General features: G+C 55.1%; 25 protein-coding genes. 13 read left to right on the top strand and 12 right to left on the bottom strand.

All coding sequences use genetic code 11. The annotated features are described in order from the left end of the window. The first annotated feature begins 151 nt into the window (after positions 1-151). Positions 152-1414 (top strand): DEAD/DEAH box helicase, encoded by a 1263-nt coding sequence (locus AC2FH0_RS01165; protein ID WP_142633162.1) that lies wholly within the window; start codon positions 152-154, stop codon positions 1412-1414. A gap of 33 nt (positions 1415-1447) precedes the next feature. Here the strand turns inward: AC2FH0_RS01165 and mltG are convergent, their stop codons facing one another. The 7 genes from mltG to fabD all read right to left on the bottom strand — a co-directional run bounded on the left by mltG (position 1448) and on the right by fabD (position 7767). Then, positions 1448-2608 (bottom strand): endolytic transglycosylase MltG, encoded by a 1161-nt coding sequence (mltG, locus tag AC2FH0_RS01160; protein ID WP_496708569.1) that lies wholly within the window; start codon positions 2606-2608, stop codon positions 1448-1450. After that, entirely contained in the window at positions 2609-3874 is a 1266-nt protein-coding gene (gene fabF, locus AC2FH0_RS01155) for a beta-ketoacyl-ACP synthase II (RefSeq protein ID WP_496691051.1), read from the bottom strand. A gap of 204 nt (positions 3875-4078) precedes the next feature. After that, the gene (locus tag AC2FH0_RS01150) at positions 4079-4822 is read right to left on the bottom strand and encodes a 1-(5-phosphoribosyl)-5-[(5-phosphoribosylamino)methylideneamino]imidazole-4-carboxamide isomerase (RefSeq protein ID WP_496691050.1); all 744 of its coding nucleotides are present in this window, start codon (positions 4820-4822) and stop codon (positions 4079-4081) included. 120 nt (positions 4823-4942) lie between these two features. Further along, complete coding sequence (locus tag AC2FH0_RS01145; protein WP_496691339.1) at positions 4943-5443, bottom strand: GNAT family N-acetyltransferase; 501 nt, start codon at positions 5441-5443, stop codon at positions 4943-4945. A 177-nt stretch (positions 5444-5620) separates the two neighbouring features. Continuing rightward, entirely contained in the window at positions 5621-5854 is a 234-nt protein-coding gene (locus AC2FH0_RS01140; protein WP_005982462.1) for an acyl carrier protein, read from the bottom strand. Positions 5855-6063: 209 nt separating this feature from the next. Then, positions 6064-6801, bottom strand: coding sequence for a 3-oxoacyl-[acyl-carrier-protein] reductase (fabG, locus tag AC2FH0_RS01135; RefSeq protein ID WP_496788321.1), 738 nt, complete (start codon positions 6799-6801; stop codon positions 6064-6066). Positions 6802-6828: 27 nt separating this feature from the next. Further along, positions 6829-7767 carry an ACP S-malonyltransferase gene (gene fabD / locus AC2FH0_RS01130; RefSeq protein WP_496691049.1) on the bottom strand — a complete coding sequence of 313 codons (939 nt, stop codon included), beginning with the start codon at positions 7765-7767 and terminating at the stop codon, positions 6829-6831. A gap of 171 nt (positions 7768-7938) precedes the next feature. Here fabD and AC2FH0_RS01125 point away from each other — a divergent pair, with 171 nt between their 5' ends. Next, positions 7939-9165, top strand: a complete 1227-nt coding sequence (locus AC2FH0_RS01125) for a cytochrome b/b6 domain-containing protein (protein WP_496784886.1) — start codon at positions 7939-7941, stop codon at positions 9163-9165. A 58-nt stretch (positions 9166-9223) separates the two neighbouring features. On the opposite strand, the gene AC2FH0_RS01120 is transcribed toward AC2FH0_RS01125, so the two are convergent. Both AC2FH0_RS01120 and AC2FH0_RS01115 read right to left on the bottom strand, forming a co-directional pair. Next, positions 9224-9796, bottom strand: a complete 573-nt coding sequence (locus AC2FH0_RS01120; protein WP_281971916.1) for a YceI family protein — start codon at positions 9794-9796, stop codon at positions 9224-9226. Positions 9797-9922: 126 nt separating this feature from the next. Beyond that, on the bottom strand, positions 9923-10441 hold the full coding sequence (locus tag AC2FH0_RS01115) for a hypothetical protein (protein ID WP_496691047.1): 519 nt from the start codon (positions 10439-10441) through the stop codon (positions 9923-9925). A gap of 285 nt (positions 10442-10726) precedes the next feature. Here AC2FH0_RS01115 and rpsF point away from each other — a divergent pair, with 285 nt between their 5' ends. The 6 genes from rpsF to AC2FH0_RS01085 all read left to right on the top strand — a co-directional run bounded on the left by rpsF (position 10727) and on the right by AC2FH0_RS01085 (position 14445). Then, positions 10727-11080, top strand: coding sequence for a 30S ribosomal protein S6 (gene rpsF, locus AC2FH0_RS01110; RefSeq protein ID WP_142633142.1), 354 nt, complete (start codon positions 10727-10729; stop codon positions 11078-11080). Positions 11081-11108: 28 nt separating this feature from the next. After that, a complete protein-coding gene (gene rpsR, locus AC2FH0_RS01105) occupies positions 11109-11336 on the top strand; it encodes a 30S ribosomal protein S18 (protein WP_005608650.1) in 228 nt (75 codons plus the stop codon). A gap of 12 nt (positions 11337-11348) precedes the next feature. Beyond that, positions 11349-11969, top strand: coding sequence for a 50S ribosomal protein L9 (rplI, locus tag AC2FH0_RS01100; RefSeq protein WP_496701325.1), 621 nt, complete (start codon positions 11349-11351; stop codon positions 11967-11969). 152 nt (positions 11970-12121) lie between these two features. Continuing rightward, positions 12122-12598 carry a transglycosylase SLT domain-containing protein gene (locus AC2FH0_RS01095; protein ID WP_281994455.1) on the top strand — a complete coding sequence of 159 codons (477 nt, stop codon included), beginning with the start codon at positions 12122-12124 and terminating at the stop codon, positions 12596-12598. 191 nt (positions 12599-12789) lie between these two features. Then, positions 12790-13491 carry a helix-turn-helix transcriptional regulator gene (locus AC2FH0_RS01090; protein ID WP_185956601.1) on the top strand — a complete coding sequence of 234 codons (702 nt, stop codon included), beginning with the start codon at positions 12790-12792 and terminating at the stop codon, positions 13489-13491. A 96-nt stretch (positions 13492-13587) separates the two neighbouring features. Next, the gene (locus tag AC2FH0_RS01085; RefSeq protein WP_142633135.1) at positions 13588-14445 is read left to right on the top strand and encodes an acyl-homoserine-lactone synthase; all 858 of its coding nucleotides are present in this window, start codon (positions 13588-13590) and stop codon (positions 14443-14445) included. A gap of 97 nt (positions 14446-14542) precedes the next feature. Here AC2FH0_RS01085 and tig read toward each other — a convergent pair whose 3' ends face one another. The 3 genes from tig to AC2FH0_RS01070 form a co-directional block, all read right to left on the bottom strand. Further along, positions 14543-15874 carry a trigger factor gene (tig, locus tag AC2FH0_RS01080; RefSeq protein WP_271948081.1) on the bottom strand — a complete coding sequence of 444 codons (1332 nt, stop codon included), beginning with the start codon at positions 15872-15874 and terminating at the stop codon, positions 14543-14545. Positions 15875-16057: 183 nt separating this feature from the next. Then, the gene (locus AC2FH0_RS01075) at positions 16058-17182 is read right to left on the bottom strand and encodes a porin (RefSeq protein WP_496708571.1); all 1125 of its coding nucleotides are present in this window, start codon (positions 17180-17182) and stop codon (positions 16058-16060) included. A 271-nt stretch (positions 17183-17453) separates the two neighbouring features. Next, a complete protein-coding gene (locus AC2FH0_RS01070; RefSeq protein ID WP_496692346.1) occupies positions 17454-19241 on the bottom strand; it encodes an NAD(P)H-hydrate dehydratase in 1788 nt (595 codons plus the stop codon). A 169-nt stretch (positions 19242-19410) separates the two neighbouring features. Between AC2FH0_RS01070 and AC2FH0_RS01065 the strand changes: the two genes are divergently transcribed. The 5 genes from AC2FH0_RS01065 to AC2FH0_RS01045 all read left to right on the top strand — a co-directional run bounded on the left by AC2FH0_RS01065 (position 19411) and on the right by AC2FH0_RS01045 (position 23907). Next, on the top strand, positions 19411-19749 hold the full coding sequence (locus tag AC2FH0_RS01065) for a P-II family nitrogen regulator (protein ID WP_142633129.1): 339 nt from the start codon (positions 19411-19413) through the stop codon (positions 19747-19749). Between the two features lie 35 nt (positions 19750-19784). Further along, positions 19785-21191: a type I glutamate--ammonia ligase gene (glnA, locus tag AC2FH0_RS01060; protein WP_142633127.1), complete on the top strand. Its 1407-nt coding sequence runs from the start codon at positions 19785-19787 to the stop codon at positions 21189-21191. A 105-nt stretch (positions 21192-21296) separates the two neighbouring features. Continuing rightward, a complete protein-coding gene (locus AC2FH0_RS01055; RefSeq protein WP_496692347.1) occupies positions 21297-21941 on the top strand; it encodes an MSMEG_1061 family FMN-dependent PPOX-type flavoprotein in 645 nt (214 codons plus the stop codon). A 65-nt stretch (positions 21942-22006) separates the two neighbouring features. Beyond that, positions 22007-22795: a lytic murein transglycosylase gene (locus tag AC2FH0_RS01050; RefSeq protein ID WP_496692348.1), complete on the top strand. Its 789-nt coding sequence runs from the start codon at positions 22007-22009 to the stop codon at positions 22793-22795. A gap of 197 nt (positions 22796-22992) precedes the next feature. Next, a complete protein-coding gene (locus tag AC2FH0_RS01045) occupies positions 22993-23907 on the top strand; it encodes a hypothetical protein (protein ID WP_246097123.1) in 915 nt (304 codons plus the stop codon). Positions 23908-23921 lie beyond the last annotated feature (14 nt).

Here is a 23921-nt window from a genome sequence, read left to right as displayed (position 1 = left end):
TCACGCAGGGTTCTGAATGCGACGGCCGGATGCCGCAGGAAACGCCTGTGCATCCAGAGTCTTAGCGTAACCCTGTTGGCATCGCATATTGCGCTGCTGATTTATGTCGTCCGTGGTGATCCAGTCACCAGGGGCAAAAAAGGAATGATATTTGTTCGACTTTGATATGCTGGGTCTTGCCCCGGCCCTGAACGACGCTTTGAAACGCGCCAATTTTTCACAACCCACTCCGATTCAGAACCAGGCAATCCCCATGGCATTGCAGGGGCACGATATTCTGGGTCTTGCCCAGACCGGCACCGGCAAGACGCTGGCTTTTGGCCTACCTCTGATCGACCACCTGCTGGCTCAGACCGGCAAGCCTGCGCCGAAAACCGCCAAGGCTCTGATCCTTGCCCCGACCCGTGAACTGGTCAACCAAATCGCAGATAGCCTGCGCAATTTGACCACGAATACGAAGCTGCGCGTGGCGACAGTTGTTGGCGGTCAGTCCATCAGTAGGCAGATTTCGTTTCTGGCACGCGGCACAGACATTCTGGTTGCCACCCCTGGTCGTTTGATCGACCTGATGGAACGCAGAGCGGTCGACCTCGGCTCGGTACGTCATCTGGTACTGGACGAAGCCGATCAGATGCTCGACATGGGCTTTATTCATGCTCTGCGCCGGATTGCACCGCAGTTGGGTACGCCCCGCCAAACGATGCTGTTCTCTGCCACTATGCCCAAGCAGATGGAAGAACTCAGCCAGGCCTACCTGACAAACCCGCAACGCATTCAAGTGTCCCCTCCGGGTAAAGCCGCCGACAAGATCACCCAATCGGTTCATTTCCTGAGCCGCGCGGAAAAACCGAGCAAACTGCGCGAGATTTTATCTGCGGATAAAGAAGCTCTGACGCTGGTGTTTTCGCGTACAAAACATGGCGCTGAGAAGCTGATGAAGGGCCTAGTGGCCGACGGCTTCAACGCCGCCTCGATCCATGGCAACAAAAGTCAGGGACAGCGTGACAGGGCGATCAAAGCTTTCCGCGCAGGCGAAATAAATGTCTTGGTGGCAACAGACGTGGCCGCTCGTGGCATCGACATCCCGGGCGTTGCCTATGTCATCAACTACGACCTACCCGAAGTGCCGGATAACTACGTCCACCGCATTGGCCGAACCGCCCGTGCCGGCCGCGAAGGCGAGGCGATCGCTTTCTGTGCACCGGATGAACTGGATCAACTGAAGCAGATTCAGAAACTGATGAAAATTGAGGTTCCGGTCGCCAGCGGCACAATGCCCGAGTTCGCCGAACCCGCAAAATCGCGGAAAGGCGGAGGGTTCCGTCGCCGTGGTCCAAAGCCGCAAGCAGCTAACAAGTCGGGCAATCCCGGAGGCCCAAAACGTCGGCGACCGCGTCGATCCTCCGCCGCCTAAATCTAAAAGGCGCCGCTATTCGCGGCGCCTTTTTTAGTTTCCGGTGCTTTGGCGCTCGGCCTCAATCTCACGCCATTTGGCGACGTTTCGATTATGCTCATCCAGTGTCTCGGCAAAAGCATGTCCGCCGGTGCCATCTGCAACAAAGAAAACAAAATCAGTCGCTTCGGGCGAAACTGCGGCTTCAAGACTTGCAAGACCAGGATTTGCGATAGGTGTTGGCGGGAGCCCATCAATCACATAAGTGTTCCAAGGCGTTGCACGGCGCAGTTCGCTGCGGCGCAGGCCTCGGCCCAACGTGCCCTGCCCCTTGGTGACACCATAGATTACAGTCGGGTCCGTCTGCAGCTTCATGCCTCGCTCAAGCCGGTTTAGAAATACGCTAGCGACCTGTCCACGCTCATGCGGAACACCAGTTTCCTTTTCGATGATTGACGCCAAAATCAGCATCTCTTCGGGGGTTTTGATTGGCAAATCATCCTGCCGCCCTTCCCAGGCGGCGTTAATGCGCAGTTGCTGCTTATCCTGCATCGACTGCAGGATTGCCGCCCGATCGGCACCTCGCACAATGTCATAGCTGTCCGGTGCCAGCGCCCCTTCGGCCGGTATTTCAGGGATATCTCCCGTCAACGCGTCGATCTGCTTAAGACCCTCGACCACTTGCCAGGATGTAACACCTTCAGCAATCGAGACCCGGTACCGTGTGTCTGAGTCTTCGCGCTTTTGGGTATAAGCCGCGGGTATTTCTTCTTCCGCTACATCGAACGATGCGATTTCATCGAAGTCCAATGTTGCGGGGTTCAATTCGCGTACACGGGTTTGTATGCGGGTTACACCGATCCTGTACTCAATCTCGGATCCGCAGGTACTGGCCCCGCTCCGCGTAATCTCATCAATGATCTGCTCCATCGAAGCACCCTCGCGGACCAGAAAGCTGCCTGCCTTCAGCTGAGGTGCCTTGTCGGTATAATCCGCCGCCATACGGAATATCGTAGCGCTGCTGATCGCGCCCTGATCCTCCAGCTGTCGGCTGACCTGCGTCATGTTTGAGCCACGTTCGACCTGCAAGCACATCGCAGCTTCCAGAGGGCCCGCATTCTTGTATCGCGCCTGCCCCCATAAAATCAGTCCACCGGCAAGAAACAGGCCGACCACCAGGATGGTCAGCATGTTGGAGGCCAAAGCGCGCCACATTTAGCTGGCCTTTCCGAAGATCACACTTGCATTGGTGCCGCCAAATCCAAACGAGTTTGACAGCGCCACATCAATCTTGCGCTCACGCTTAGCATTCGGAGCCAGATCAATCTGCGTCTCGACCGCTGGGTTGTCCAAATTGATCGTCGGTGGCGCAACCTGATCGCGGATTGCGAGGATCGAGAAAATGGCTTCGATCGCGCCTGCTGCGCCCAACAGGTGGCCAGTGGCCGATTTGGTCGAGCTCATCGTCACATTCGCGGAATGCTCGCCCAACATACGCTCGACCGCACCCAATTCGATGGTATCGGCCATGGTAGATGTGCCATGCGCGTTGATATAATCTAGGTCTTTCGGCTCCAGCCCCGCGCTGCGCAGTGCCGCGTTCATCGAACGCTCTGCGCCGTCGCCGTCCTCGCTGGGGGCGGTGATATGATAGGCATCACCGGACATGCCATAGCCCAGAACTTCGGCATAGATTTTCGCGCCACGCGCTTTTGCGTGCTCGTACTCTTCCAGAACAACGATGCCCGAACCTTCACCCATGACAAAACCGTCTCGGTCGACGTCATAGGGGCGGCTGGCTGCTTTGGGGTTATCCGCGTATTTGGTCGACAGCGCCTTGCAAGCGTTGAATCCAGCGATACCGATTTCGCAAATGCACCCTTCGCCACCACCGGCAACCATTACGTCAGCGTCACCGGCACGGATAATGCGGCTTGCGTCACCAATAGCGTGAGCACCGGTCGAACATGCAGTCACAACCGAATGGTTCGGGCCTTTGAATCCATGGCGGATCGACACCTGACCCGAGGCCAGGTTAATCAGCGCGCCTGGAATAAAGAAAGGCGACACCCGTCGAGGGCCCTTGTCGCGGATCAGGTTAGCCGTTGCCGCGATGGAACCCAGCCCACCGATACCTGAACCGATAAGAACGCCAGTGCGCAAACGCGCCTCTTCATCCTCGGGCAGCCAGTCGGAATCCTTGCAGGCCATTTCAGCAGCTGCAATCGAGTACAGAATGAAGTCTTCGATCTTGCGCTGCTCTTTCGGCGGCATCCAGTCGTCAGGATTGAATGTCCCGTCGGTGCCGTCGCCTCGCGGAACTTCGCAGGCATACGTTGTGGTGACCCCACTTGCCTCAGCATCAAATTGCGTGATCGGGCCTGCACCGGATTCCCCATCCAGCAACCGCGACCATGTTTCCTCGACCCCGCTGGCCAATGGAGTGACCAACCCAAGACCGGTTACAACGACTCTGCGCATAAAATGCCTCTTGCCTGCTTCCTGTTTGAGAAACGCTCATACCCCGGGCCGGGGTGCGGGGGCAAGAGCAAGGCGCAATCATCACACAAGCAGATTGAGCGGAACACCTACAGTATACACTCTTGCAATGCGGCTCCTGGCCAGATGAAAGCCCGCCCTTTCACTGGACATGAAAGGGCGGAACCTGTTGTTTTGGAAGAAATCTTACTGAAACGCCGCAACCGGTTCGTGCGCTGTGCTGGCAACATTCAGCGCATCTGAAAGCTCGAGCGTCTTTCTGAACAGCGCGCGGCCAACCAAGGCGCCCGAAATATTCGGGATATAAGCCAACCGCGAGATATCATCTGTCGTGCGGACCACACCGCTTGCGATGATCGGTGTGCGAGATGTCTCTGCCAGCCCCGAGATCAGGCCCAGCTGTGCCTCAACGTCTTCCATGTCGCTATCGATATCAGTGACCAGAATTGCCGCAAACGGCGTCTCTGAAAACGCTTCGATAAAGGCCTCTGGTGTAAACGCACTTTGACTACGCCAACCGTCGGTCATCACTAAGCCTTGCCAAACGTCTACGGCCAGAACGATTTGGTCCGGATAGAGTTTGGCCAATTCTTTCACAAGATTTGGATCCCACGCAGCCATAGTGCCGATAACAATCCGGCCTGCGCCCTTGTCGATCCAGTGCTCGACTTGCTCGCGCGTTCTCATACCACCTGCCAACTGCACAGGGATTTCGGCAGAACGGATGATCTCTTCAACCATCTCCGAATTGGTATCGCGCCCTTCAATCGCGTCAAAATCGGTCAAGTGCATCCACTCGGCTCCAGCATCGGCCCAACTGCGTGCCGTTTCTGCGGGATTCACGTGCCAAATCATGGCCTCATCCAGACGACCCTTGTCCAGTGTGACACAGCGGCCGTTCTGCAGTTCCATCGTAGGGTAAATCCTCATGAGCTTGCTCCTCCGCTCAATCGCAACGTCAATAGAGGATACCATACCCTCAACCCTATCGGTGAGAATTTCCAGTTTCGGCAAACCAAAGGCAATTTGCGGCACGATCAAAGAGAAAGGTTAAGCCAGTTTGGGCGGCCCGTTTCTTTTCAGCAGGTTCACCTGACTTCCCATATAGTCGCGCTCGGCCATGAGCTCATAACCCAGCTTTGCCGCCAGATTCTGCGACGCGTGGTTTTCAGCATCAATCAGGGAAACCAGTGGTCCAGGCATTATTCTGTCAAACCAGTCATGTGCGGCCTGTGCCGCTTCAAAACCAAATCCCTGCCCCTGGGCTTCTGGTGCCAATAGCCATCCGGCCTCGGGAAAGCTGTCGAAGTCGTCGCCTAACCCTCGGTTACGATAGAAAAAGCCAGCTTGACCTATCATCTGACGATTCGACTGTCGAAAGACGGCCCATTGGCCAAAACCGGCCATCTGCCAGTGGCCGGCATTCCTCAGAAAGGATTCCCACGCTTCGCCCCGCGATAGCGGTTCCCGGCCAAGATGGCGCACAACACAAGGGTTCCGCCAAATCTCAGCGTAACGACTAAAGTCGTCGGGACGCATAGCGCAAAGCATCAGACGTGCCGTATTTATCATCGGGGTGGATCGTAGCATGCCCTGCCCGCTCAGAATTTCCTGCCTCGCGTAAATGGTTGCGGGTCAATAGCTATCTGGCAAGCGCGAATTCCGGCTGGGCAAAAAAAACGGCGCCTCCGTTGCCCGGAAGCGCCGTTTTAGCGGATAAAGAAGGTCTTAAGACGCTTCAGAGATGAATTTGACGGCGTCGCCAAAAGTTTGGATGGTTTCGGCTGCGTCATCAGGAATCTCGATGCCGAACTCTTCTTCGAAGGCCATAACCAGCTCAACAGTGTCCAGGCTGTCTGCACCCAGATCGTCGATGAAGGACGCGTTTTCGGTCACTTTATCTTCTTCAACACCCAAGTGCTCAACAACGATCTTTTTAACGCGATCTGCGACGTCGCTCATGTCTATTCCTCATTTCATTTCAGGGCATAGTGCCCGGTTCTGCCCTTGCCCGCTCAGGCTGGCCTTGATGTGCCCGTTCTGGGCGGTTTAGGTCCCCGATTACCGGGTAAGTAGAAGGTTGACCATCCGGCCAGCCCCTGCATATGTGCGCCGCCTATAACACAGACAACGCCCGAGGCAAACGCTTTCGCGCCCACCTCGATCCGCGCTCACAACATGGCCATACCGCCGTTCACATGCAAGGTGGTTCCGGTAACATATCCGGCTTCGGCACTTGCAAGATACAGCACAGCCGCAGCAATTTCCGAGGGGTCACCCATACGACCGGCAGGAACCTGCGTCAAAATCCCAGATTTCTGATCCTCGGTCAGTTTGTCGGTCATCGCAGTCGTAATGAAACCGGGTGCCACCGAATTGGCGGTGATTCCACGGCTGGCAACCTCATAGGCCAACGATTTGGTCATGCCCACCATGCCTGCTTTGGATGCAGCATAGTTGGCCTGTCCCGGGTTCCCTGTCGCACCCACCACCGATGAGATATTAATGATCCGGCCCCAGCGCGCTTTCATCATGCCCCTCAAAACGCCTTTGCACAGACGGGCAGTAGATGTCAGGTTGACGTCGATCACGCTCTGCCATTCTTCATCGGACATGCGCATGAACAGATTGTCTCGCGTGATCCCTGCATTATTCACCAGAATATCAACCGATCCCATTGCCTCAGCAGCCTGCTTCGGAAGGGCTGTCACCGCCTCGGCATCACTCAGGTTGCAGGGCAGAACATGGGCGCGTTCACCCAATTCGTCGGCCAGAGCCTGTAGCGGCTCAACTCGCGTTCCAGACAAAGCCACAGTTGCACCGGCCGCATGCAAACTTCGCGCAATTTCGCCACCGATCCCGCCCGATGCACCGGTGATCAGTGCATTCTTACCTGTCAAATCAAACATTCGGTTTTCCTCTTGATGCTCGGTGTCTTACGATTCGGCCTGTGTCACATTCTGCACGTCATCAGGCGTACCGACAGCTTTACCAACGATCGCACGGTCAATTTTGCGAATCATACCGGACAGAGCTTTGCCCGCCCCGATTTCCCAAGTTTCACTCACGCCTTGCGCAACCATGTACAATACGCTTTCGCGCCAGCGAACCGAACCTGTGACCTGCTCGATCAGCAACCCACGGATCAGATCGGGATCTGTGACAGCCTCGGCCCGCACATTGGCAATCAATGGCACGGCAGGAGCTTTGATTTCGACATTTGCCAGGGCTTCGGCCATGACATCAGCGGCAGGTTGCATCAATGCACAGTGGAAAGGTGCGCTGACGGGCAACATGACCGCGCGCTTGGCGCCTTTTTCTTTGGCGATTTCGGCGGCGCGTTCCACGGCAGCCTTTGCGCCTGATACCACGACTTGTGTGGGATCATTGTCATTGGCAGCCTGACAAACTTGACCCTGCGCAGCTTGGTCTGCAACAGCGCGCACAGCATCAAGATCCAATCCAAGAATAGCGGCCATTGCGCCCTCTCCAACGGGAACCGCACTCTGCATCGCTTGCCCGCGGGTGCGCAAAAGGCGCGCCGTATCAGCGACCGACAATGCCCCTGCCGCAGCGAGCGCGGAGTACTCCCCCAGCGAATGCCCAGCGACAAAACCAGCATCCGCAATCGAAATCCCATTGGCCTCCAGGGCTCGCATCGCAGCCATCGAGGTCGCCATTAGCGCTGGCTGCGCGTTCTGGGTTAGGGTCAGGTCCGCAATATCACCTTCCCAGATCAGATCGCTCAGCTTTTCCCCAAGCGCCTCGTCCACCTCGTCGAATACAGCCTGTGCAGCCGGATAGGCCTCGGCCAGAGCCTTGCCCATACCGATAGTCTGGGCACCTTGCCCCGGGAAAACAAATGCGCGTGTCATTGCAACCTCTTGGATGACGTTAGGTTGCCGCGGGGTGTAAACCGACAGACCGCGCGGCACAAGCTTTGCCTGATCTCTGCACTTTGGCACCGGCTCTGTGCATCCCTTGCTATTGTGTCCTAGGCTTGTAGCGGTAGGTTGTTGCATACGATCCACCTTCCGGAGCCTCAGATGCCTTCGTCAAACACCTTCTCAAGCTATGGAAGCGTAACCAAGACTTTTCACTGGCTGACAGCGTTACTTATCTTCACCGCATTCCCTCTGGGGTGGGTCGCCAACGGATTGGCCCATGCGATTTATGATCCGGCCATAGCCACAACCGAAGATGACATTGCACGCGCCGCCAGCCTTTTTTCTCTCCATAAAACCGTCGGGGTCACTGTTTTCTTTGTCGCGCTCGCGCGTATCATGTGGGCGATAGCGCAGACCAAACCCGGTCTATTGAACGCCGAGAACAAGCCCGAGGCCTTTGCAGCTGAAACCGTGCATTGGCTGCTTTACGCATCTTTGGTTCTGGCCCCACTAACCGGGTGGACCCATCACGCTGCCGCCGAAGGTTTCGCTCCGATTTTGTGGCCCTTCGGACAGGGCCTACCCCTTGTACCAAAATCCGAGTATCTGGCAGAGCTGACCGGAAGCCTGCATTGGCTGTTCGTCTGGACACTGGCCGGTTCAGTCGCGCTGCACGTCGCCGGGGCGCTAAAACACCACATTATCGATAAAGACAGCACGCTGCGCCGAATGATGCCGGGCGCCTCGGATGCACCGGAACCGCCAGAGCAAAGCCATTCAATGACCCCCGCATTGGCCTCTTTGGCCATTTGGGGTGCCGTTCTGGTCGGAGGATGGTCAATCGGCGCGTTTGACCACCAATCTACAGCTGGCACAGAGGTCGCAGAACTGACCCAGGTACAGTCCGACTGGAACGTCCAGGAAGGCAATCTAAGCATTACCATCACCCAGTTGGGCAGCCCGGTAACCGGCAGCTTTTCCGATTGGACCGCTGCAATCGTTTTCGAAGATCCGCCCACGCCGGGCTTAGCCGGATCAGCAGATGTCACAATCGCGATAACGTCGCTCAAACTCGGGACCGTCACAGATCAGGCAATGGGTGCTGATTTCTTCGACAGTGCGCAATTTCCAACCGCTCAATTCAAAGCTGATCTCTTCAAAACTGAGGACGGGTACGAAGCGCGCGGCGCGTTGACCATTCGCGACAAGAGTGTGGACGTAGTGTTGCCATTTACCCTCGACCTTCAGGGTGACAGCGCAGCTATTTCAGGACAGCTTGAACTGAACCGGCTGGATTTCGACATCGGCACTTCGCAGTCGACCGAGGATTCGCTGGGTTTTGCTGTTACAGTATCAGTTGATCTTACAGCAAAACGTGGCAACTAAGAAAATGGGCCGCCGAAGGGTTACTCCGGCGGCCTCGTTTCAACTCGTTGTAATCGTATTAGTCGGCCTTCTGGGCTTCGACTGAAATCTGAAGTTCAACTTCGTCGCTTACGAATGGCGCAAACTGACCAAGGTCGAACTCACTACGCACCAAGGTGGTGGTTGCGTCGAAACCGGCCCAGGGCTTTCCTGCCATAGGATGTTCACCCACCTGGTTCAGCTTGGCATCCAGAACAACCGATTTGGTCACACCGTTCATAGTCAGATCGCCAGTGATGTTGGCAGTGTTTTCACCCGTGACTTCGATACCAGTAGAAGTAAAGGTCACCATTTCTCCTTCGGTCACACCAAAGAAATCCTCGGACATAAAGTGGTCTTCACGTGGCTTCCAACCGGTAATCATCTCGACCACTGGCATGGAAACTGTAACACTGGATGCAGCCGGGTTTTCCTGATCGAACATGATCTCGCCTTCAAACCCCGAGAACATGCCATGGGTGGTCGAGAAGCCAAGGTGGTTATAGCTGAAAAGAACCTGGCTGTGGCTGGAGTCCAGAACGTATTTTTCGGCGCCGGCAAATGCCGTTGTGGCCGAAACCGCGAGCGCTGCTGCAAGAAGGGTGGATTTCATGATAATCTCCGCAATTTTGTAGATGCAAACCTCTTGGGTTGCTCGACAACGAAAATGTGCTGCCCTAGGGCAGCACACAAGTAATATTATTTCACAATATCTGTTCTTAATTGAACAGAATAAAACTCAGGCGAAAATTGTTACACTTCCGCTAAGTTGACCTTTGAGCGCTCGGCTGACATCCGCCGATTCAAGCGGCAATTTCATCAACAGGCTGCCATCCACATCGAACAACTCGATCTGGTCTTCAATGAAACGGGCACCACCCAGGCTGTCATAGCTCCGGCGCAAAACTGTCTGCGGGCGGCCATTTTCATTCTTTTGCAATACCCGGACCTCGCGGCGGATCGGGTCAAAATACGCATCAGGACGCGCGTCCAGAACTTCGATGGTCAGAAGGCTGACACCTACTAGAAGGAACATCAGCGAGGCCGCCAATTTGATCGGCCAGACTTCGGCGGCCATTGCCGTGCTGGGCATCAACCACATGGAAAAGGCAGAAACTATCAGTAGCGCACCGGCCAGACGGGCCAGAACCATCCGAGCTTTCCAATTTGGTGCAAAGCTAATGAGCACCGGCACTGACTTTTCAAAACTTACGCCTGTGGCGGATTTCTCGAAGGTATTTGTGTTAATCGCGGTCATTTTCAGTACCCTGTTTCTCAGGTTGCCGTTCCAACTTTTGTCAGTCCGGTTAATTTCCGGTATACAAAACAACTTTGAGCCGAAAAGCGTCAGGAATTGGGCAGCGCAGAGGAAATAGCGCGACTTCACAAAGGCATCTGTGGCAGGCCTTGCCCCCAGCGTACAAACGTGTATATCGGGCCATCCTTCGCAAACGACATGAATCGCGCAGCCTCTCGTGGCAGGGTCGCGAAGGACGAAACGGCCCCGCCTATGAAATGCGCCTTGATAGAAACAGGAGTGCACATGCCACTATATGAGCATGTAATGATCGCGCGTCAGGATTTGTCCAACGCGCAGGCAGAAAGCCTCGTCGAACATTTCGGCACCGTTCTAGCTGACAATGGCGGCAACGTCATCGACAGCGAGTACTGGGGTGTCAAAACGATGGCCTACAAGATCAACAAGAACCGCAAGGGTCACTATTCCTTCCTCAAGACCGACGCTCCCGCTGGCGCCGTTCAGGAAATGGAACGCCTGATGCGCCTGCATGACGACGTTATGCGCGTTCTGACCATCAAGGTCGACGAGCACAACGAGGGCCCTTCGGTCCAGATGCAGAAGCGCGACGAGCGCGAAGGCCGCCGCGAGCGCCGTTGATTAACGCCTGAAGAAAGGACACTAAACCATGGCCGCAAAACCATTTTTCCGCCGCCGCAAGGTCTGCCCGTTCTCGGGTGAGAACGCGCCGAAGATCGACTATAAAGACACTCGTCTGCTGCAGCGTTACATCTCTGAGCGTGGCAAGATTGTACCTTCGCGCATCACCGCCGTTTCGGCGAAAAAGCAGCGTGAACTGGCCCGTGCTATCAAGCGCGCCCGCTTCCTCGCCCTGCTGCCCTACGCCGTTAAGTAAGGAGATACTGACATGCAAGTTATCCTGCTGGAACGCGTTGCGAAACTGGGTCAGATGGGCGACGTCGTTGACGTCAAGTCCGGGTATGCCCGCAACTTCCTGTTGCCTCAGGGCAAAGCGCTGAGCGCATCGGACGCCAACATCGCGTCGTTCGAAGCCCAGAAAGCGCAGCTTGAAGCCCGCAACCTGGAATCCAAGAAAGAATCTGAAGCGCTGGCTGAAAAGCTGGACGGACAGCAATTCATCGTGATTCGCTCGGCCTCGGATGCCGGCGCACTGTACGGATCGGTCACCCCGCGTGACGCCGCAGACGCCGCTACCGAAGCAGGTTTCACTGTCGACAAGAAGCAGATTGCCTTGATTGCACCGATCAAGGACCTGGGTCTGCACACAGTCGCAGTTAAACTGCACCCCGAGGTTGAAGTGAAAATCGAAATGAACGTTGCCCGTTCGCAAGAAGAAGCCGAACTACAGGCATCGGGCAAATCGATTCAGGAACTGGCCGCCGAAGAAGAAGCCGCCGCAGAATTCGAAATCGCCGAGCTGTTCGACGATATCGGTTCCGCCGCTTCCGACGACGACGATCTGGTTGCTCAGGATGCTTCGGCCGGAGAAGACGAAGCCAAAGCCTGATCCTCGGGTTTCGAATTGAACAAGAAAGGCCGCACGATCTGTGCGGCCTTTTTTATGCCTCCTCCCGGCGAAATCCAGCTTGGGCCCCGGCCTTTGCTTGCGGTCATCAATAGGTTTCCTATCATCGCATAATAACTATTCGGAGACGATCAATGACATTTCTTCTGCGCCGCAGTGTATTGGCATTATTGATAATTGCACCCTTTGCGGCGTGCGGAGGGCCCGATACCCCAACCCAGAACACGTTTGATCCTCCGCTCTATCCCAACGAAACACCGGAACTGCGGGCCTCCATAAACAAATGGGCCGACCACTACGAAGTGCCGCGCGAATTGGTGCACAAGCTAGCAATTCGCGAAAGCACCCACCGACCTTGGGCTGTGAATCGGCCCTATTATGGCTTGCTGCAAATCCTGCCGGCCACAGCTCGTTCAATGGGATATACTGGAAACGCCAAAGGCCTTTTGGATGCAGACACAAATCTCGAATTTGCCGGGAAATATCTGCGGGGCGCTTGGCTATTGTCCGACGGGGACCAGCAACGCGCCATATTCCTTTACGCAAAAGGGTTCTATCCCGAAGCAAAGGCACGTGGGATGCTGGTCGAAACAGGGCTACGTCCGGAATAACCGGATTTACCCCGAAACGAATCATCTGAGACATGCTGTTTCGGACCATTCTGTTGCCATTACATCGCAATATGACTACACAAGGCGAACAATTTGCTTGCACAATGCCCTGTGGTTGACGCAACGTATACCCCTAAGGACAAGTCTGGCATGTCTTGGGGGAGAGATATGCCGCCACAAGGGTTGGACAGGTGAAACTTATAGATTTGGCCGCGGTCGACCACACAGAGAAGTCGGCCGCTGACGTTATAAACGCCGTCTGCGAAGAGCTTGGCTTCGACTATGCGTCTTATGCCACCTTTAACCCTGTGAAAGGTGATGTGCAGGGCTATGCAAACTATCCAGATGAGTGGAAAATCCACTATGGCAGCCAGGGCTTTCATCACTTCGATCCGACGCTTTATCAATCTGTCCTAAGCATTGCACCCGTTGATTGGGGACGCTTTGATCAGGACGAGAAGTTCAACGCGGTATTCCGTGACGCCCATGATTTTGGCATTAGTTCCAGGGGGTTAACCGTTCCTGTTCGTGGACCTTATGGTGAATGCGGACTGTTAAACGTTACCCGGGACTGTTCGGATTCCGAATGGGATAAGCTAAAGAAACATGTCATGGGTGATCTGCAACTTGCTGCCGTTCAAGCCCACGATACTGTTATGCAATCTGGCTTGCTGGCCAAAGCTCTTTACCTGCCCACGCTGTCCACACGCGAACAGGAAATCCTCCAATGGGTAGCTGACGGAAAGTCGCAACAAGATATCGGTGATATTTTGTCTATTTCACACCGTACCGTCGAAGTTCATATGCGGTCCGGGCGTGAAAAGTTGGGCGCACTGACCACCTCACAGGCTATTGGTCGTGCGATCGGCCTGGGCCTAATTGCCCCTGGTTAATCAAAAAAAAGCACTTCTACGGGAAATCCCTAATAGTCTGCGCTTATTTCTTGGTTAACCTAATCCCTACGGTAACCAGACTGTAGGGGGATGGAAATGATCATCGTTATTGATGGTATTAATCAACATAAGTTCAAAGATGTCTTGGATGACATGTTCAAACTGCGCGCTCGTGTTTTCGGCGATCGCCTTGGTTGGGAGGTCAATATTGAGGATGGGCGCGAGCGCGACCACTTCGATGATCTGCATCCAGCACATGTAGTCAGCATCGACGACGAGGGGGACGTTGTCGGGTGCATGAGACTACTGCAAACCAAAGGACCGCATATGCTGTCCGATGTTTTCCATTCGATCCTGGATGGAGAACCTCCAATTCGGAGCGCGCAAGTCTGGGAAGCCACCCGGTTCTGTGTCGATACTAAAAAACTGGGCCGAGGGCGCGGTGAAAATTCTGTATCCTATGTGACCAGCGAAGTTATGATTGGCTCTTTCGAATATGCCAAAGCGGCTGGCGTTCTTGACTCGATCGCGGTGATTGATCCAGTTATGAACCGCGTTCTGCAAAGGTCCGGTAACGCGCCTTATGACTACCTCGGCAGTGCTAAGCCCATGGGTAAAGTCGTAGCCATGGCCGCTTTGATGGACTGCTCAGATGAGAGAATTTCCGGAATTCGGGAATATGCGAACATCGCTCACGATGTATTCCTGACGGACGAGCAGGCAATAGATCTGTATGCCAGAAACAAAACACCGGCAGATACAGGTGTGGCGAATTACGACCACCAACCACTAAGCCAGATGGAAAAATACTTTGTCGAACAGATGAATTCGGCAACCACAAAAGCCGAAGCCGAAGCTGTATTGAACCTGATCGAAGCAGTTTCGGATCGGTTCACCCCTGAGCAGAAAACTGCTCTGCTAAGGACCCCCCGTGCTTTTGCTCATGAGGCCTGACCCCCTCACCTCATAGCATAAAGCCACCCACACGGAGCCGTCTTTTTCAGACGGCTCCGTTTTTTGTGCCCATAAGAATTCTATGGGCAGAAGAGGATTACTCCTCTTCCAATGCCTCTACGGCTTTCTGCAGGTCGTCTTTGCTGACTTCTTTATCCGCAACCTGGGCCAGCTCGACGATATAGTCGATGACTTTGTCTTCGAAGATCGGCGCGCGCAGTTGCTGCTGCATCTGAGCGTTCTGCTGCACGAACTCAAAGAACTGGCGTTCCTGACCAGGGTATTGGCGCGCCTGGTTCATGATCGCCTGGGTCATCTCGGCATCGGTGACTTCAACTTCGGCCTTCTGGCCCAGCTCGGCCAGCAACAGGCCAAGACGCACGCGGCGTTCGGCCAGCTTGTTGTGCTCGTCGGTCGGCTCGATCTCATCGTGGTCGTGGCCTTCCACTTCCGGGTTTTCTTCGTGCCACAGCTGGTGTGCGATCTGCTTGGCCTCGGCATCTACCAGCGACGGTGGCAGATCAAACGAAACCTTCACGTCCAATGCGTCCAACAGAGCACGCTTCATCACCGCCCGCGAAGCACCGCTATATTCCGCTTCCAGACGTTCTGAAATCTGGCCTTTCAGCGCTTCCAAGTCTTCTGCACCAAATTTGGTGGCCAGCTCGTCGTTGATCTCGGCGGCGACGGGTTCTTTCACATCCTTGACGGTGCAGGTAAACACAGCGTCTTTGCCGGCCAGATGCTCGGCACCGTACTCTTCGGGGAAGGTGACGTTCACGTCTTTTTCTTCCTCGGCCTTTACGCCAACCAGCTGCTCTTCAAAACCGGGGATGAAGCTGTTGGAACCCAGAACCAACGGATAGTCTTCAGCGGATCCGCCCTCGAACTCTTCGCCATCAACCTTGCCAACAAAATCGAACACAATCTGGTCGCCGTCCTTGGCTTTCGAGCCTTTGCGGCGGGATTTGAAATCCTGCGCGGTTTCGGCCAGGTTGCCCAGCGCTTCTTCAACGGCCGCGTCATCGGCTTTGACAACCAGCTTTTCCAATTCAACCGATTTCAAGTCGACCTCAGGGATGGCAGGCAGGGCCTCATAAGACATCTCGACATGTACGTCGTCGCCTTCTTTCCAATCCTCATTGGTCATCTTCACCTGAGGCTGAAGTGCCGGACGCTCACCGCTGTCTTCGAAATGCTGGTTCATTGCACCGTCGATGCTTTCTTGCATCGCCTCGCCAAGCAGACGCTGACCGAACTGCTTTTTCAACAGTGCCATCGGTACCTTGCCTTTGCGGAAGCCCTTCATCTCGACTTCAGGCTGTGCTTCGACCAGTTTCTCGTTAACTTTGTCGTCCAACTCAGCTGCGGATACGACAATGTTATAGCCGCGTTTCAGACCTTCGTTCAGCGTCTCGGTAACCTGCATTATGGTAGTCCCCATAGGATTCGGGGCGCGCAAAACGGCGCGCCGGGCAAATTTGAGGCCTTCTATTTGCCCAGCCGCCCGCGTGCAAGGGGCAAAGCCCGGATCAGCCTTGTTTTGCCGCCGATTTGACCAAAAAAACGCCCCGGACCTGGCCGGAGCGTTCTTGAGGAATTGTTCGCGGGATCAGAACTTCCAGCGCGCACCCAGCACCCAAGCCTCGTTGTCATCGAAACTCGTGGTGTCATCGAAATCATGGTTACGGTATTTCAAATAGGCATCGGTATTGATACTGTCGATGCGCTGTACCACAGCGATACCCCAAGCCTTCGTACTCGAGCCGTCGATCGAAAAATCAGATCCGTCGAAATAGTCGATGCCGATACCAGTCTTACCCCATGACACCCAATCGTCTTCATACGCAAGCTTCGCATACCAATAATTCGGGTCACTGGCACCGCTGGAAGTGTCATCTCTTGTACCCAAAGCTGCGGTTACGCTGAAACCACTGGGCAGCAGAACCGAGGCGGACCCGATTGTGTCTTTTCTCTCCCCGGATCTGCTATCGTAATCGCGCACGGCGTAGGCGAGGGATGCAGCAATCTCCACCCCGTTGGATAAGGTATTTCCATAGGACACCGACACATCGTAGTAATCATCGTCATCGCTGCTGGACAGGATGTTCTGACCATAGGCTATCGCTGCCGAAAACCCGTTTAAATCTGGCGTGTCATAGCGAATGCGCCCGCGCCTTGAACCATCGAAGTTATCAGATGTGTCACCAACGGTAATGCCGCTTAGCATTCCATCAGACTCACGATAAAAGAAGGCGCCATTCTCATCATTGGTGAACGAATAGAGCGCCGTGCCAACATAGGATAGATCGGATTCGGCCGCTCCATCCGAGGCCATGCTGCCCTGCCCGGCAGAAAACTTACCATAGCCGCCCTTCAACGCAAAATCGACGTGCCGAATATCTTCACGGTTCCAACCATCGGCATTTGTCCCATCCTGGTTGGCGCTCCCCGTGCTCGGCAGGCCCAGACCGGATTCGAAACGGAAGGTAAACTCATTGCTACCGTAGGGTTGCATCAAAAACAGCCCTACACGGCTGTTGGACAGATCATTGTCCAGCAAACGGGTTTCCGTCTCATCCCCGTCGTCAACTGAGACAATTACGGGGTTAAACTGGCCATACAGCTCAACATAACCGCCGCTGTTGTTGTTATATCTAAGCTCCGCCGCTGCTGGGATGGCCGATGCAGCGGTCAGGCAAGTCGCAATCGTGCTTATCGATACTTTCTGGGTCATAGTCATTCACCATAATGGATCTATTTACGGGCACTGCTCGCTTGTGCGCGATTTCTCTATGATCCCCTGTCTCGGGCCCATTCAGCTCACGCATCTTGTGCGAATATAACCGCAGCTGAAGGGTGTTAATTTGATCTACTTCAAAACGATAGAATATATGTCATCCAAGTCACCCAGACCGCTTGCCGCAATACTGACGCCTGACCTGAATTTCACCATACGCTCATTTTGGGACATCGAATACTGCAGCGGCGGATTTTCGCCGAGGCGATTAAGGACCTACTTCCCGCAAAACCCGTGGCAACTGTTCGGGCAAATCTTCGGCGATCAACCCCGGCCCGAAGGATCGCGCACATTCCACATGCAGCCATGCCGCAGTTTCCGCGGCCTGCAAGGACGAGAACCGCCGCGCCAGCAACCCGGTGATAAACCCCGCCAACACGTCCCCGGCCCCGGCTGTCGCCAACCAGGGCGCCGCACGTTCATAAACGGCCGAATTCACTGAGCATTGCCCGTTCGGCTCCGCAATCACGGTATCGGGTCCCTTGAACAAAACCACGCACCCTGCCCGCCTGGCAGCCTCTCGGGTGGCGTCCACTTTGGAATAGGCCGGACCCTTGATGGGAACCGCTTTCAGTTTTTCCGAGATATCCGGGAACAGCCGCGCGAACTCGCCCCCGTGCGGGGTCAACACGCAACCGTCATGCAGCATGTCGAACAACGTCAGCGGGTCGTCTGCAAACGCCGTCAGTGCGCCCGCATCCAGAACTGTCGCTCGTTTTGAGGCCAAGGCAACAGGCACCAAATGCCGTGCTCGCTCCAGACCTAAACCGGGGCCAAGACACAAAGCATTCAAGCGCTCATCTTCAAGGGTTTCCGACAGTGCATTATCATCTTCAACCCGCTGCAACATGATCGCGGTTACCTGCGCCGCAACTTCCATCTGTGCCGCCGGAGGAACACCCAATGTCACCAACCCGGCCCCAATCCGCAAAGCACCCCGCGCCGCCAATCGCGCCGCGCCGGTCTTGCCAGAACCACCGGACAGGATCAGCGCATGTCCATGGGAATACTTGTGTTGTTGTTTGAATTTGGGCAAGCGATAAAGCGGCAACCCAACCCATGTTCGCTCGTCCTTCACGCGGCCAGGTGCCTCGGCAAGGGTTAGAAAAGCAGGTCGGCTCGCCCTGCGAAAAGGCTTGGGACCTAATGTGAACGCACTGTCGTATGGTTCACCGTTAAAGCGGCAACGCTGTGTGGAAATACCGATGTCTTTCACAACAAGCTTGCCACACAAATCCGGTCCTTGCGCCAGAAAATGCCCAGGCTTTGGGCTGTCGAAACACACTGTCAACCAAGCAAAACGGTCATGCAAAGCACGCGCGCCGCCCGCAGGAGCTACCTTGTTTCGCATCTCTGCGGGTACACCGTCCAAAAATTCGCGAGGCCATAGGTTCAATGGCTCTTGATGCAACACCCGCCCACTGTCCAAACACAAGCCGGATGGGGCATCTATGCTGACCAGGCGGTCGGTATAGTGCTCCCCGTTCACACCAGAAAGATGCCGAACGACCTTGAACAATTCTCCGTCCAAGCCGCGCTTCAGCCCCGTCCCAAACAGAGCATCAACGTAAAGATCGGCAGAACCACCCTTGCGCATGTCCTTTTCAGTCAGAGGTATAACTTCCCCCAGCTCCAGCCACCGCTCATAATTCACCCGCGCATCCGGCGGCAGCTTCTCTAGGTCACCATACAGAAACACCGCGACCTCCCACCCTTGCTCCCGCAAAAGCCGGGCCACGACGAACCCGTCCCCACCGTTGTTTCCTGGCCCACACAAGACAACTGCCCGCAACGGATCCTCTTCATCTGGCCGCGGATACGTCAGGGAACGCGAGGGGCTGGCCCCTCGCTTGTCCAACTCTGGCCACTCCTCGAAAATCGCCTCGACAACACCCTGCCCAGCCCGTTCCATCAGCTCAAGACCGGTCACATCACCGGACTCAATGGCCGCTTGTTCGATCGCCCGCATCTGTGCTGCAGTCAGTAAGTCTGTCATGCTGAACCCTCGCGCGATTCAATTTCGACTATTTTTTGTGCAAACTGTTCAAAATTTCACCGGCCATCCAATTTCCATGCAACCCGGCATCGCCATTTTCTCATTCACATTGCCGCCCGATCTTAGACGTGGTCAGTGCCATCCTGACAAGAGTTAAAGGGAGCCCGGTATGAAGAAGATCGAAGCGATCATCAAGCCGTTCAAACTGGACGAAGTGAAAGAGGCGCTGCAGGACGTCGGAGTCCAGGGCCTCAGCGTGATCGAGGTCAAGGGGTTTGGCCGTCAGAAAGGTCACACTGAACTTTATCGCGGCGCGGAATATGTGGTCGACTTTCTGCCCAAGGTGAAGGTCGAGGTTGTGCTGGACGACGATCTGGTCGATGCCGCCATCGAAGCCATCGTTTCCGCCGCCAAAACCGACAAGATCGGCGACGGCAAGATCTTTGTCTCACCCGTCGAACAAGCAATTCGCATCCGTACCGGCGAAACCGGTTCGGACGCACTGTAACAAGACCAAATCTTCAATTCAGAGGAATCAAGAGAATGAGCAAGGACGCAGTTCTTCAGCTAATCAAGGACGAAGGCGCCGAATATGTCGACGTCCGCTTCACTGACCCGCGCGGCAAACTGCAGCACGTCACCCTGGTGGCCGATCAGGTAGATGAAGACTTCCTCGAAGAAGGCTTCATGTTCGATGGCTCTTCCATCGCTGGCTGGAAGTCCATCGAAGCCTCGGACATGAAACTGATGGTCGATACCAACAGCGCCTATGTCGATCCGTTCTACGCAGAGAAAACCATCTGCGTGCATTGCTCAGTTGTCGAGCCCGACACCGGTGAAGCTTATGAGCGTGACCCGCGCGGCACCGCCCAGAAAGCCGAAGCCTACTTGAAAGCAACCGGTATCGGCGACGTGGCCTATATGGGCCCAGAAGCAGAATTCTTCCTGTTCGACGATGTGCGTTTTTCGAACAGCATCAACAAAGTATCTTACGAAGTTGATGCAACTGATGCATCCTGGAACACCGACACCGAATACGAAATGGGCAACATGGGCCACCGCCCGGGGGTTAAGGGCGGTTACTTCCCGGTCAACCCGATCGACGAAGCCCAGGATCTGCGTTCGGAAATGCTGTCGACCATGAAGCGTCTGGGCATGAAGGTCGACAAGCATCACCACGAGGTTGCGTCGTGCCAGCACGAGCTTGGCCTGATCTTTGACAGCCTGACCAAACAGGCAGATGAGCTGCAGAAGTTCAAATACATCATCCACAACGTGGCGCATGCATACGGCAAATCGGCGACCTTCATGCCGAAGCCAATCGCAGGCGACAACGGTACCGGCATGCATGTGAACATGTCGATCTGGAAGGACGGCAAGCCTCTGTTTGCTGGCGACAAGTATGCTGATCTGTCGGACGAGGCACTGTTCTTCATCGGTGGTATCCTGAAGCACGCCAAGACACTGAATGCCTTCACCAACCCGGCGACCAACAGCTACAAGCGTCTGATCCCCGGATTTGAAGCCCCCGTCCTGCGTGCTTACTCGGCTCGTAACCGTTCGGGTTGTGTCCGTATTCCATGGACCGAAAGCCCGAAAGCCAAGCGCGTCGAAGCCCGCTTCCCTGATCCGGCCGCAAACCCCTACCTGGCGTTTGCCGCGCTGCTGATGGCTGGTCTGGACGGCATCAAGAACAAGATCGATCCGGGCGAAGCCATGGACAAGAACCTGTACGATCTGCCGGCCGAAGAGCTGGCCGACATCCCGACGGTTTGCGGTTCACTGCGTGAAGCTCTGGAAGCCCTGGCATCGGATCACGACTTCCTGCTGCAGGGCGACGTGTTCACTAAAGACCAGATCGACGGCTACATCGCACTGAAGATGGACGAAGTCGAAACCTACGAACACACGCCGCATCCGGTTGAATACGGCATGTATTACAGCTGCTAATCCAGCATTTTCGACGATAACTCTATAGGGGCGTCCATCGGGCGCCCCTTGTTTCGTTTGGCCCGATCTTTCACACTTGCCATTACCCCGGTTAGGAGAGATCGCATGTCAGCCGAAACCGCATTCGCCCCGTTCTCGGATTTCGTCACTTCGAAAGAGGGACTGGAGCGCATCACCGGCGCGCCCCTTCCCCAGATCATCGCCAAGGAACAAGCCGCGCTGGACGGCATGTGCCGCGACTTTATCGCCAAGTCGACCTTCTGCCTGATAGCTTCGGCCAATCCGGGTGGTTATCTGGATATTTCTCCTCGTGGGGATCCCGAAGGGTTTGTTCGGCTGATCTCAGACACTCTGATCGCCATTCCCGACCGCCCAGGCAACAAGCGGACTGACACGTTTCACAATATAATACAGGACCCGCGTGTTAGTGTGATCTTCCTAGTGCCTGGCAAGTTGGAGACTTTGCGCATCCGAGGAACCGCGCGCATATGTATTGACCCGGACTTGCTGAACAGTATGGCAGTGAATAATCGCGCGCCTAAGCTAGCCCTTATGATTCATATCGAGACCGCTTTTGCACATTGCCCTAAATGCGTCATCCGGTCGGATATGTGGCAACCTGAAAACTGGCCAGATTCATCAGGGCTTCCCAATATGAACGCCATGATGGTCAAGCACGCCAAAATCGACAAAACGCCGGATGAATGGTTTGATAGCCTGAAGGGCACCGGGGAACTCGACCTTTATTAACCCCTTTTCGTGTGCGGCTTCCCTGCCTAGGCTGCCCCTGTCATTTCATTGGATCGGATTACAAGATGCTTCGGCTTGCTCTTATTTTGGCAATTTCTCTACCTGGCTTTGCGGCAGCGGCTCCCTGTGGCAACACCGGAAATGGATTTGAGACCTGGAAGCGGGATTTCGCAAAGCAAGCTCGGCGCGCGGGAGTAAAAAAGAAGGGATTGCAGGCGCTGAGCCAAAGCCAATACGCCACCCGAACCATTGCCGCGGACCGAAACCAAAAGAGTTTTAAATACTCGCTGGACAAATTCATGCAGATCCGCGGCGCGGATACCATCGTAGCGCAGGGCCGTAAGCGCAAAGCCAGGAACCCTCAGTTCTATGCGACGCTCGAGCGCCAGTATGGGGTGCCAGCAGGCGTTCTGATCGCTATTCACGGAATGGAAACAGGATTTGGAAATTTCATGGGTGACAGCCAGGTTGTGTCAGCAATAACCACTTTGGCCTATGATTGTCGCCGATCCGAGTTCTTCGTCCCCCACGCTATCGGAGCACTGAAGCTGGTCGATCAAGGCAGCATTACGACCAACACTGTTGGTGCCAAGCATGGTGAGCTGGGACATACACAGTTTCTGCCGGGCAATGCCCTGGAATACGGTGTGGATGCCACGGGTGACGGTCAGGTCGATTTCTACAATATGACCGATGCGCTGGCCTCGACCGCTAATTTCCTGCGTAAAAAGGGCTGGAAGCCCGGACGCGGATATCAACCGGGCCAACCGAATTTTGCGGTCATTCAACAGTGGAATGCCGCGACGGTGTACCAAGAATCCATCGCAATCATGGCTGCTCGAATCGACGGATGATTGTGTCGGTCTGTCATGTAGGGCGACCGCAATTCAGACACATTGTCGCCACAGACGCTAAATAGCCCTTAAAATGCCTAGGTTTCCAATGCGTAATCAATCTTGCCGATTTCACATTTTTTTCCATTTCCGCCCAATTCTTTCCCTTATCTGTTGATAATTTGAGTCATCTGACGGAATGCACAAAGGAATGCGCAGTGACTCCGAAGCACAGCTATCACGGCGGCCTGCAGTTCACAGGCAAGACCAATGGCGCGATCGAGCGGTTTGGTGCCATCGTGGCGGCGACCCTGGAAGATTACGGCCATCTTGTTGAGCGCAAAACGATCTTGAACACGACCGAGGCGAGCATCGTCTCAAGTCAGTACCTTGTGCGCCTTACGCTGGATACCCAACTGGCTGAAACAGAAGACCGGTTTGAACGGCGGGACCGTGCGGCCGGTCTGAGGACCGTCTCGAAACCCCGGGTGACCCTGCCCGAAAACCGGTTGACGGTCACAATTACCCCTGTTTCCGCCTTGCTGGACGACAGCGAGATCTCGGAGCTTATGCTTGTTGTGATCCTGTATCGTATGGTTGATATCTGTGCGACTCAGCGCGTGGAATGGCTGTCTCCGAATACAGTCCTGACCATGGAACAATTCATGAGTGCTTTTGACACTCTGGCGCCCGTTAAACAGCGGGACAGAAAACAAATTTTCGAATCCGTTTCCGGGCCGTTTGCAGGTCTTGAATTAACGGAGACAGAAGATCTGGATGAGCCAAGAAACAAAACGCAGACCTCACATGCGCGGCCAATCCAGCTGTCAGACGAGCAGTTGCTTAGCATTGCTTTTCGGACAGAACCGATCGAGCAGAAACCGGATGATCGGACCGACACTCCCCCCCTCGACCACGAGAAACCCAATGATATCCTGCGACTTACCAGTTGGGGACTTACGGGTGCCGTGGCCAGCGTGTCGGTCCCGATCGCGGCCTCGATGGCTGCCGTCAACCTGATCCGAGGTGAAGATTTCCGCCTGAATACTCAGGTACTTGCCTATTCGGTTGCAATATCAGCGCTCAGCACCAGCGGTGCCTTTGCCGGTGTGGCAACTGCTTTAGGCATGTAGACTAATTCCAATAA

It is taken from the genome of Ruegeria sp. CDSC051 (genome assembly GCF_059610665.1).
The sequence above is the reverse complement of the archived record's forward strand: the minus strand, read 5'-3'. Positions and strand labels throughout refer to the sequence as shown.

What these genes read in the sequence shown, in the direction of transcription:
- mltG (WP_496708569.1), bottom strand. Translation starts at nt 2,608, where the DNA reads ATGTGGCGCGCTTTGGCCTCCAACATGCTGACCATCCTGGTGGTCGGC.
- fabF (WP_496691051.1), bottom strand. Translation starts at nt 3,874, where the DNA reads ATGCGCAGAGTCGTTGTAACCGGTCTTGGGTTGGTCACTCCATTGGCC.
- AC2FH0_RS01150 (WP_496691050.1), bottom strand. Translation starts at nt 4,822, where the DNA reads ATGAGGATTTACCCTACGATGGAACTGCAGAACGGCCGCTGTGTCACA.
- AC2FH0_RS01145 (WP_496691339.1), bottom strand. Translation starts at nt 5,443, where the DNA reads ATGCTTTGCGCTATGCGTCCCGACGACTTTAGTCGTTACGCTGAGATT.
- AC2FH0_RS01140 (WP_005982462.1), bottom strand. Translation starts at nt 5,854, where the DNA reads ATGAGCGACGTCGCAGATCGCGTTAAAAAGATCGTTGTTGAGCACTTG.
- fabG (WP_496788321.1), bottom strand. Translation starts at nt 6,801, where the DNA reads ATGTTTGATTTGACAGGTAAGAATGCACTGATCACCGGTGCATCGGGC.
- fabD (WP_496691049.1), bottom strand. Translation starts at nt 7,767, where the DNA reads ATGACACGCGCATTTGTTTTCCCGGGGCAAGGTGCCCAGACTATCGGT.
- AC2FH0_RS01125 (WP_496784886.1), top strand. Translation starts at nt 7,939, where the DNA reads ATGCCTTCGTCAAACACCTTCTCAAGCTATGGAAGCGTAACCAAGACT.
- AC2FH0_RS01120 (WP_281971916.1), bottom strand. Translation starts at nt 9,796, where the DNA reads ATGAAATCCACCCTTCTTGCAGCAGCGCTCGCGGTTTCGGCCACAACG.
- AC2FH0_RS01115 (WP_496691047.1), bottom strand. Translation starts at nt 10,441, where the DNA reads ATGACCGCGATTAACACAAATACCTTCGAGAAATCCGCCACAGGCGTA.
- rpsF (WP_142633142.1), top strand. Translation starts at nt 10,727, where the DNA reads ATGCCACTATATGAGCATGTAATGATCGCGCGTCAGGATTTGTCCAAC.
- rpsR (WP_005608650.1), top strand. Translation starts at nt 11,109, where the DNA reads ATGGCCGCAAAACCATTTTTCCGCCGCCGCAAGGTCTGCCCGTTCTCG.
- rplI (WP_496701325.1), top strand. Translation starts at nt 11,349, where the DNA reads ATGCAAGTTATCCTGCTGGAACGCGTTGCGAAACTGGGTCAGATGGGC.
- AC2FH0_RS01095 (WP_281994455.1), top strand. Translation starts at nt 12,122, where the DNA reads ATGACATTTCTTCTGCGCCGCAGTGTATTGGCATTATTGATAATTGCA.
- AC2FH0_RS01085 (WP_142633135.1), top strand. Translation starts at nt 13,588, where the DNA reads ATGATCATCGTTATTGATGGTATTAATCAACATAAGTTCAAAGATGTC.
- tig (WP_271948081.1), bottom strand. Translation starts at nt 15,874, where the DNA reads ATGCAGGTTACCGAGACGCTGAACGAAGGTCTGAAACGCGGCTATAAC.
- AC2FH0_RS01075 (WP_496708571.1), bottom strand. Translation starts at nt 17,182, where the DNA reads ATGACCCAGAAAGTATCGATAAGCACGATTGCGACTTGCCTGACCGCT.
- AC2FH0_RS01070 (WP_496692346.1), bottom strand. Translation starts at nt 19,241, where the DNA reads ATGACAGACTTACTGACTGCAGCACAGATGCGGGCGATCGAACAAGCG.
- AC2FH0_RS01065 (WP_142633129.1), top strand. Translation starts at nt 19,411, where the DNA reads ATGAAGAAGATCGAAGCGATCATCAAGCCGTTCAAACTGGACGAAGTG.
- glnA (WP_142633127.1), top strand. Translation starts at nt 19,785, where the DNA reads ATGAGCAAGGACGCAGTTCTTCAGCTAATCAAGGACGAAGGCGCCGAA.
- AC2FH0_RS01055 (WP_496692347.1), top strand. Translation starts at nt 21,297, where the DNA reads ATGTCAGCCGAAACCGCATTCGCCCCGTTCTCGGATTTCGTCACTTCG.
- AC2FH0_RS01050 (WP_496692348.1), top strand. Translation starts at nt 22,007, where the DNA reads ATGCTTCGGCTTGCTCTTATTTTGGCAATTTCTCTACCTGGCTTTGCG.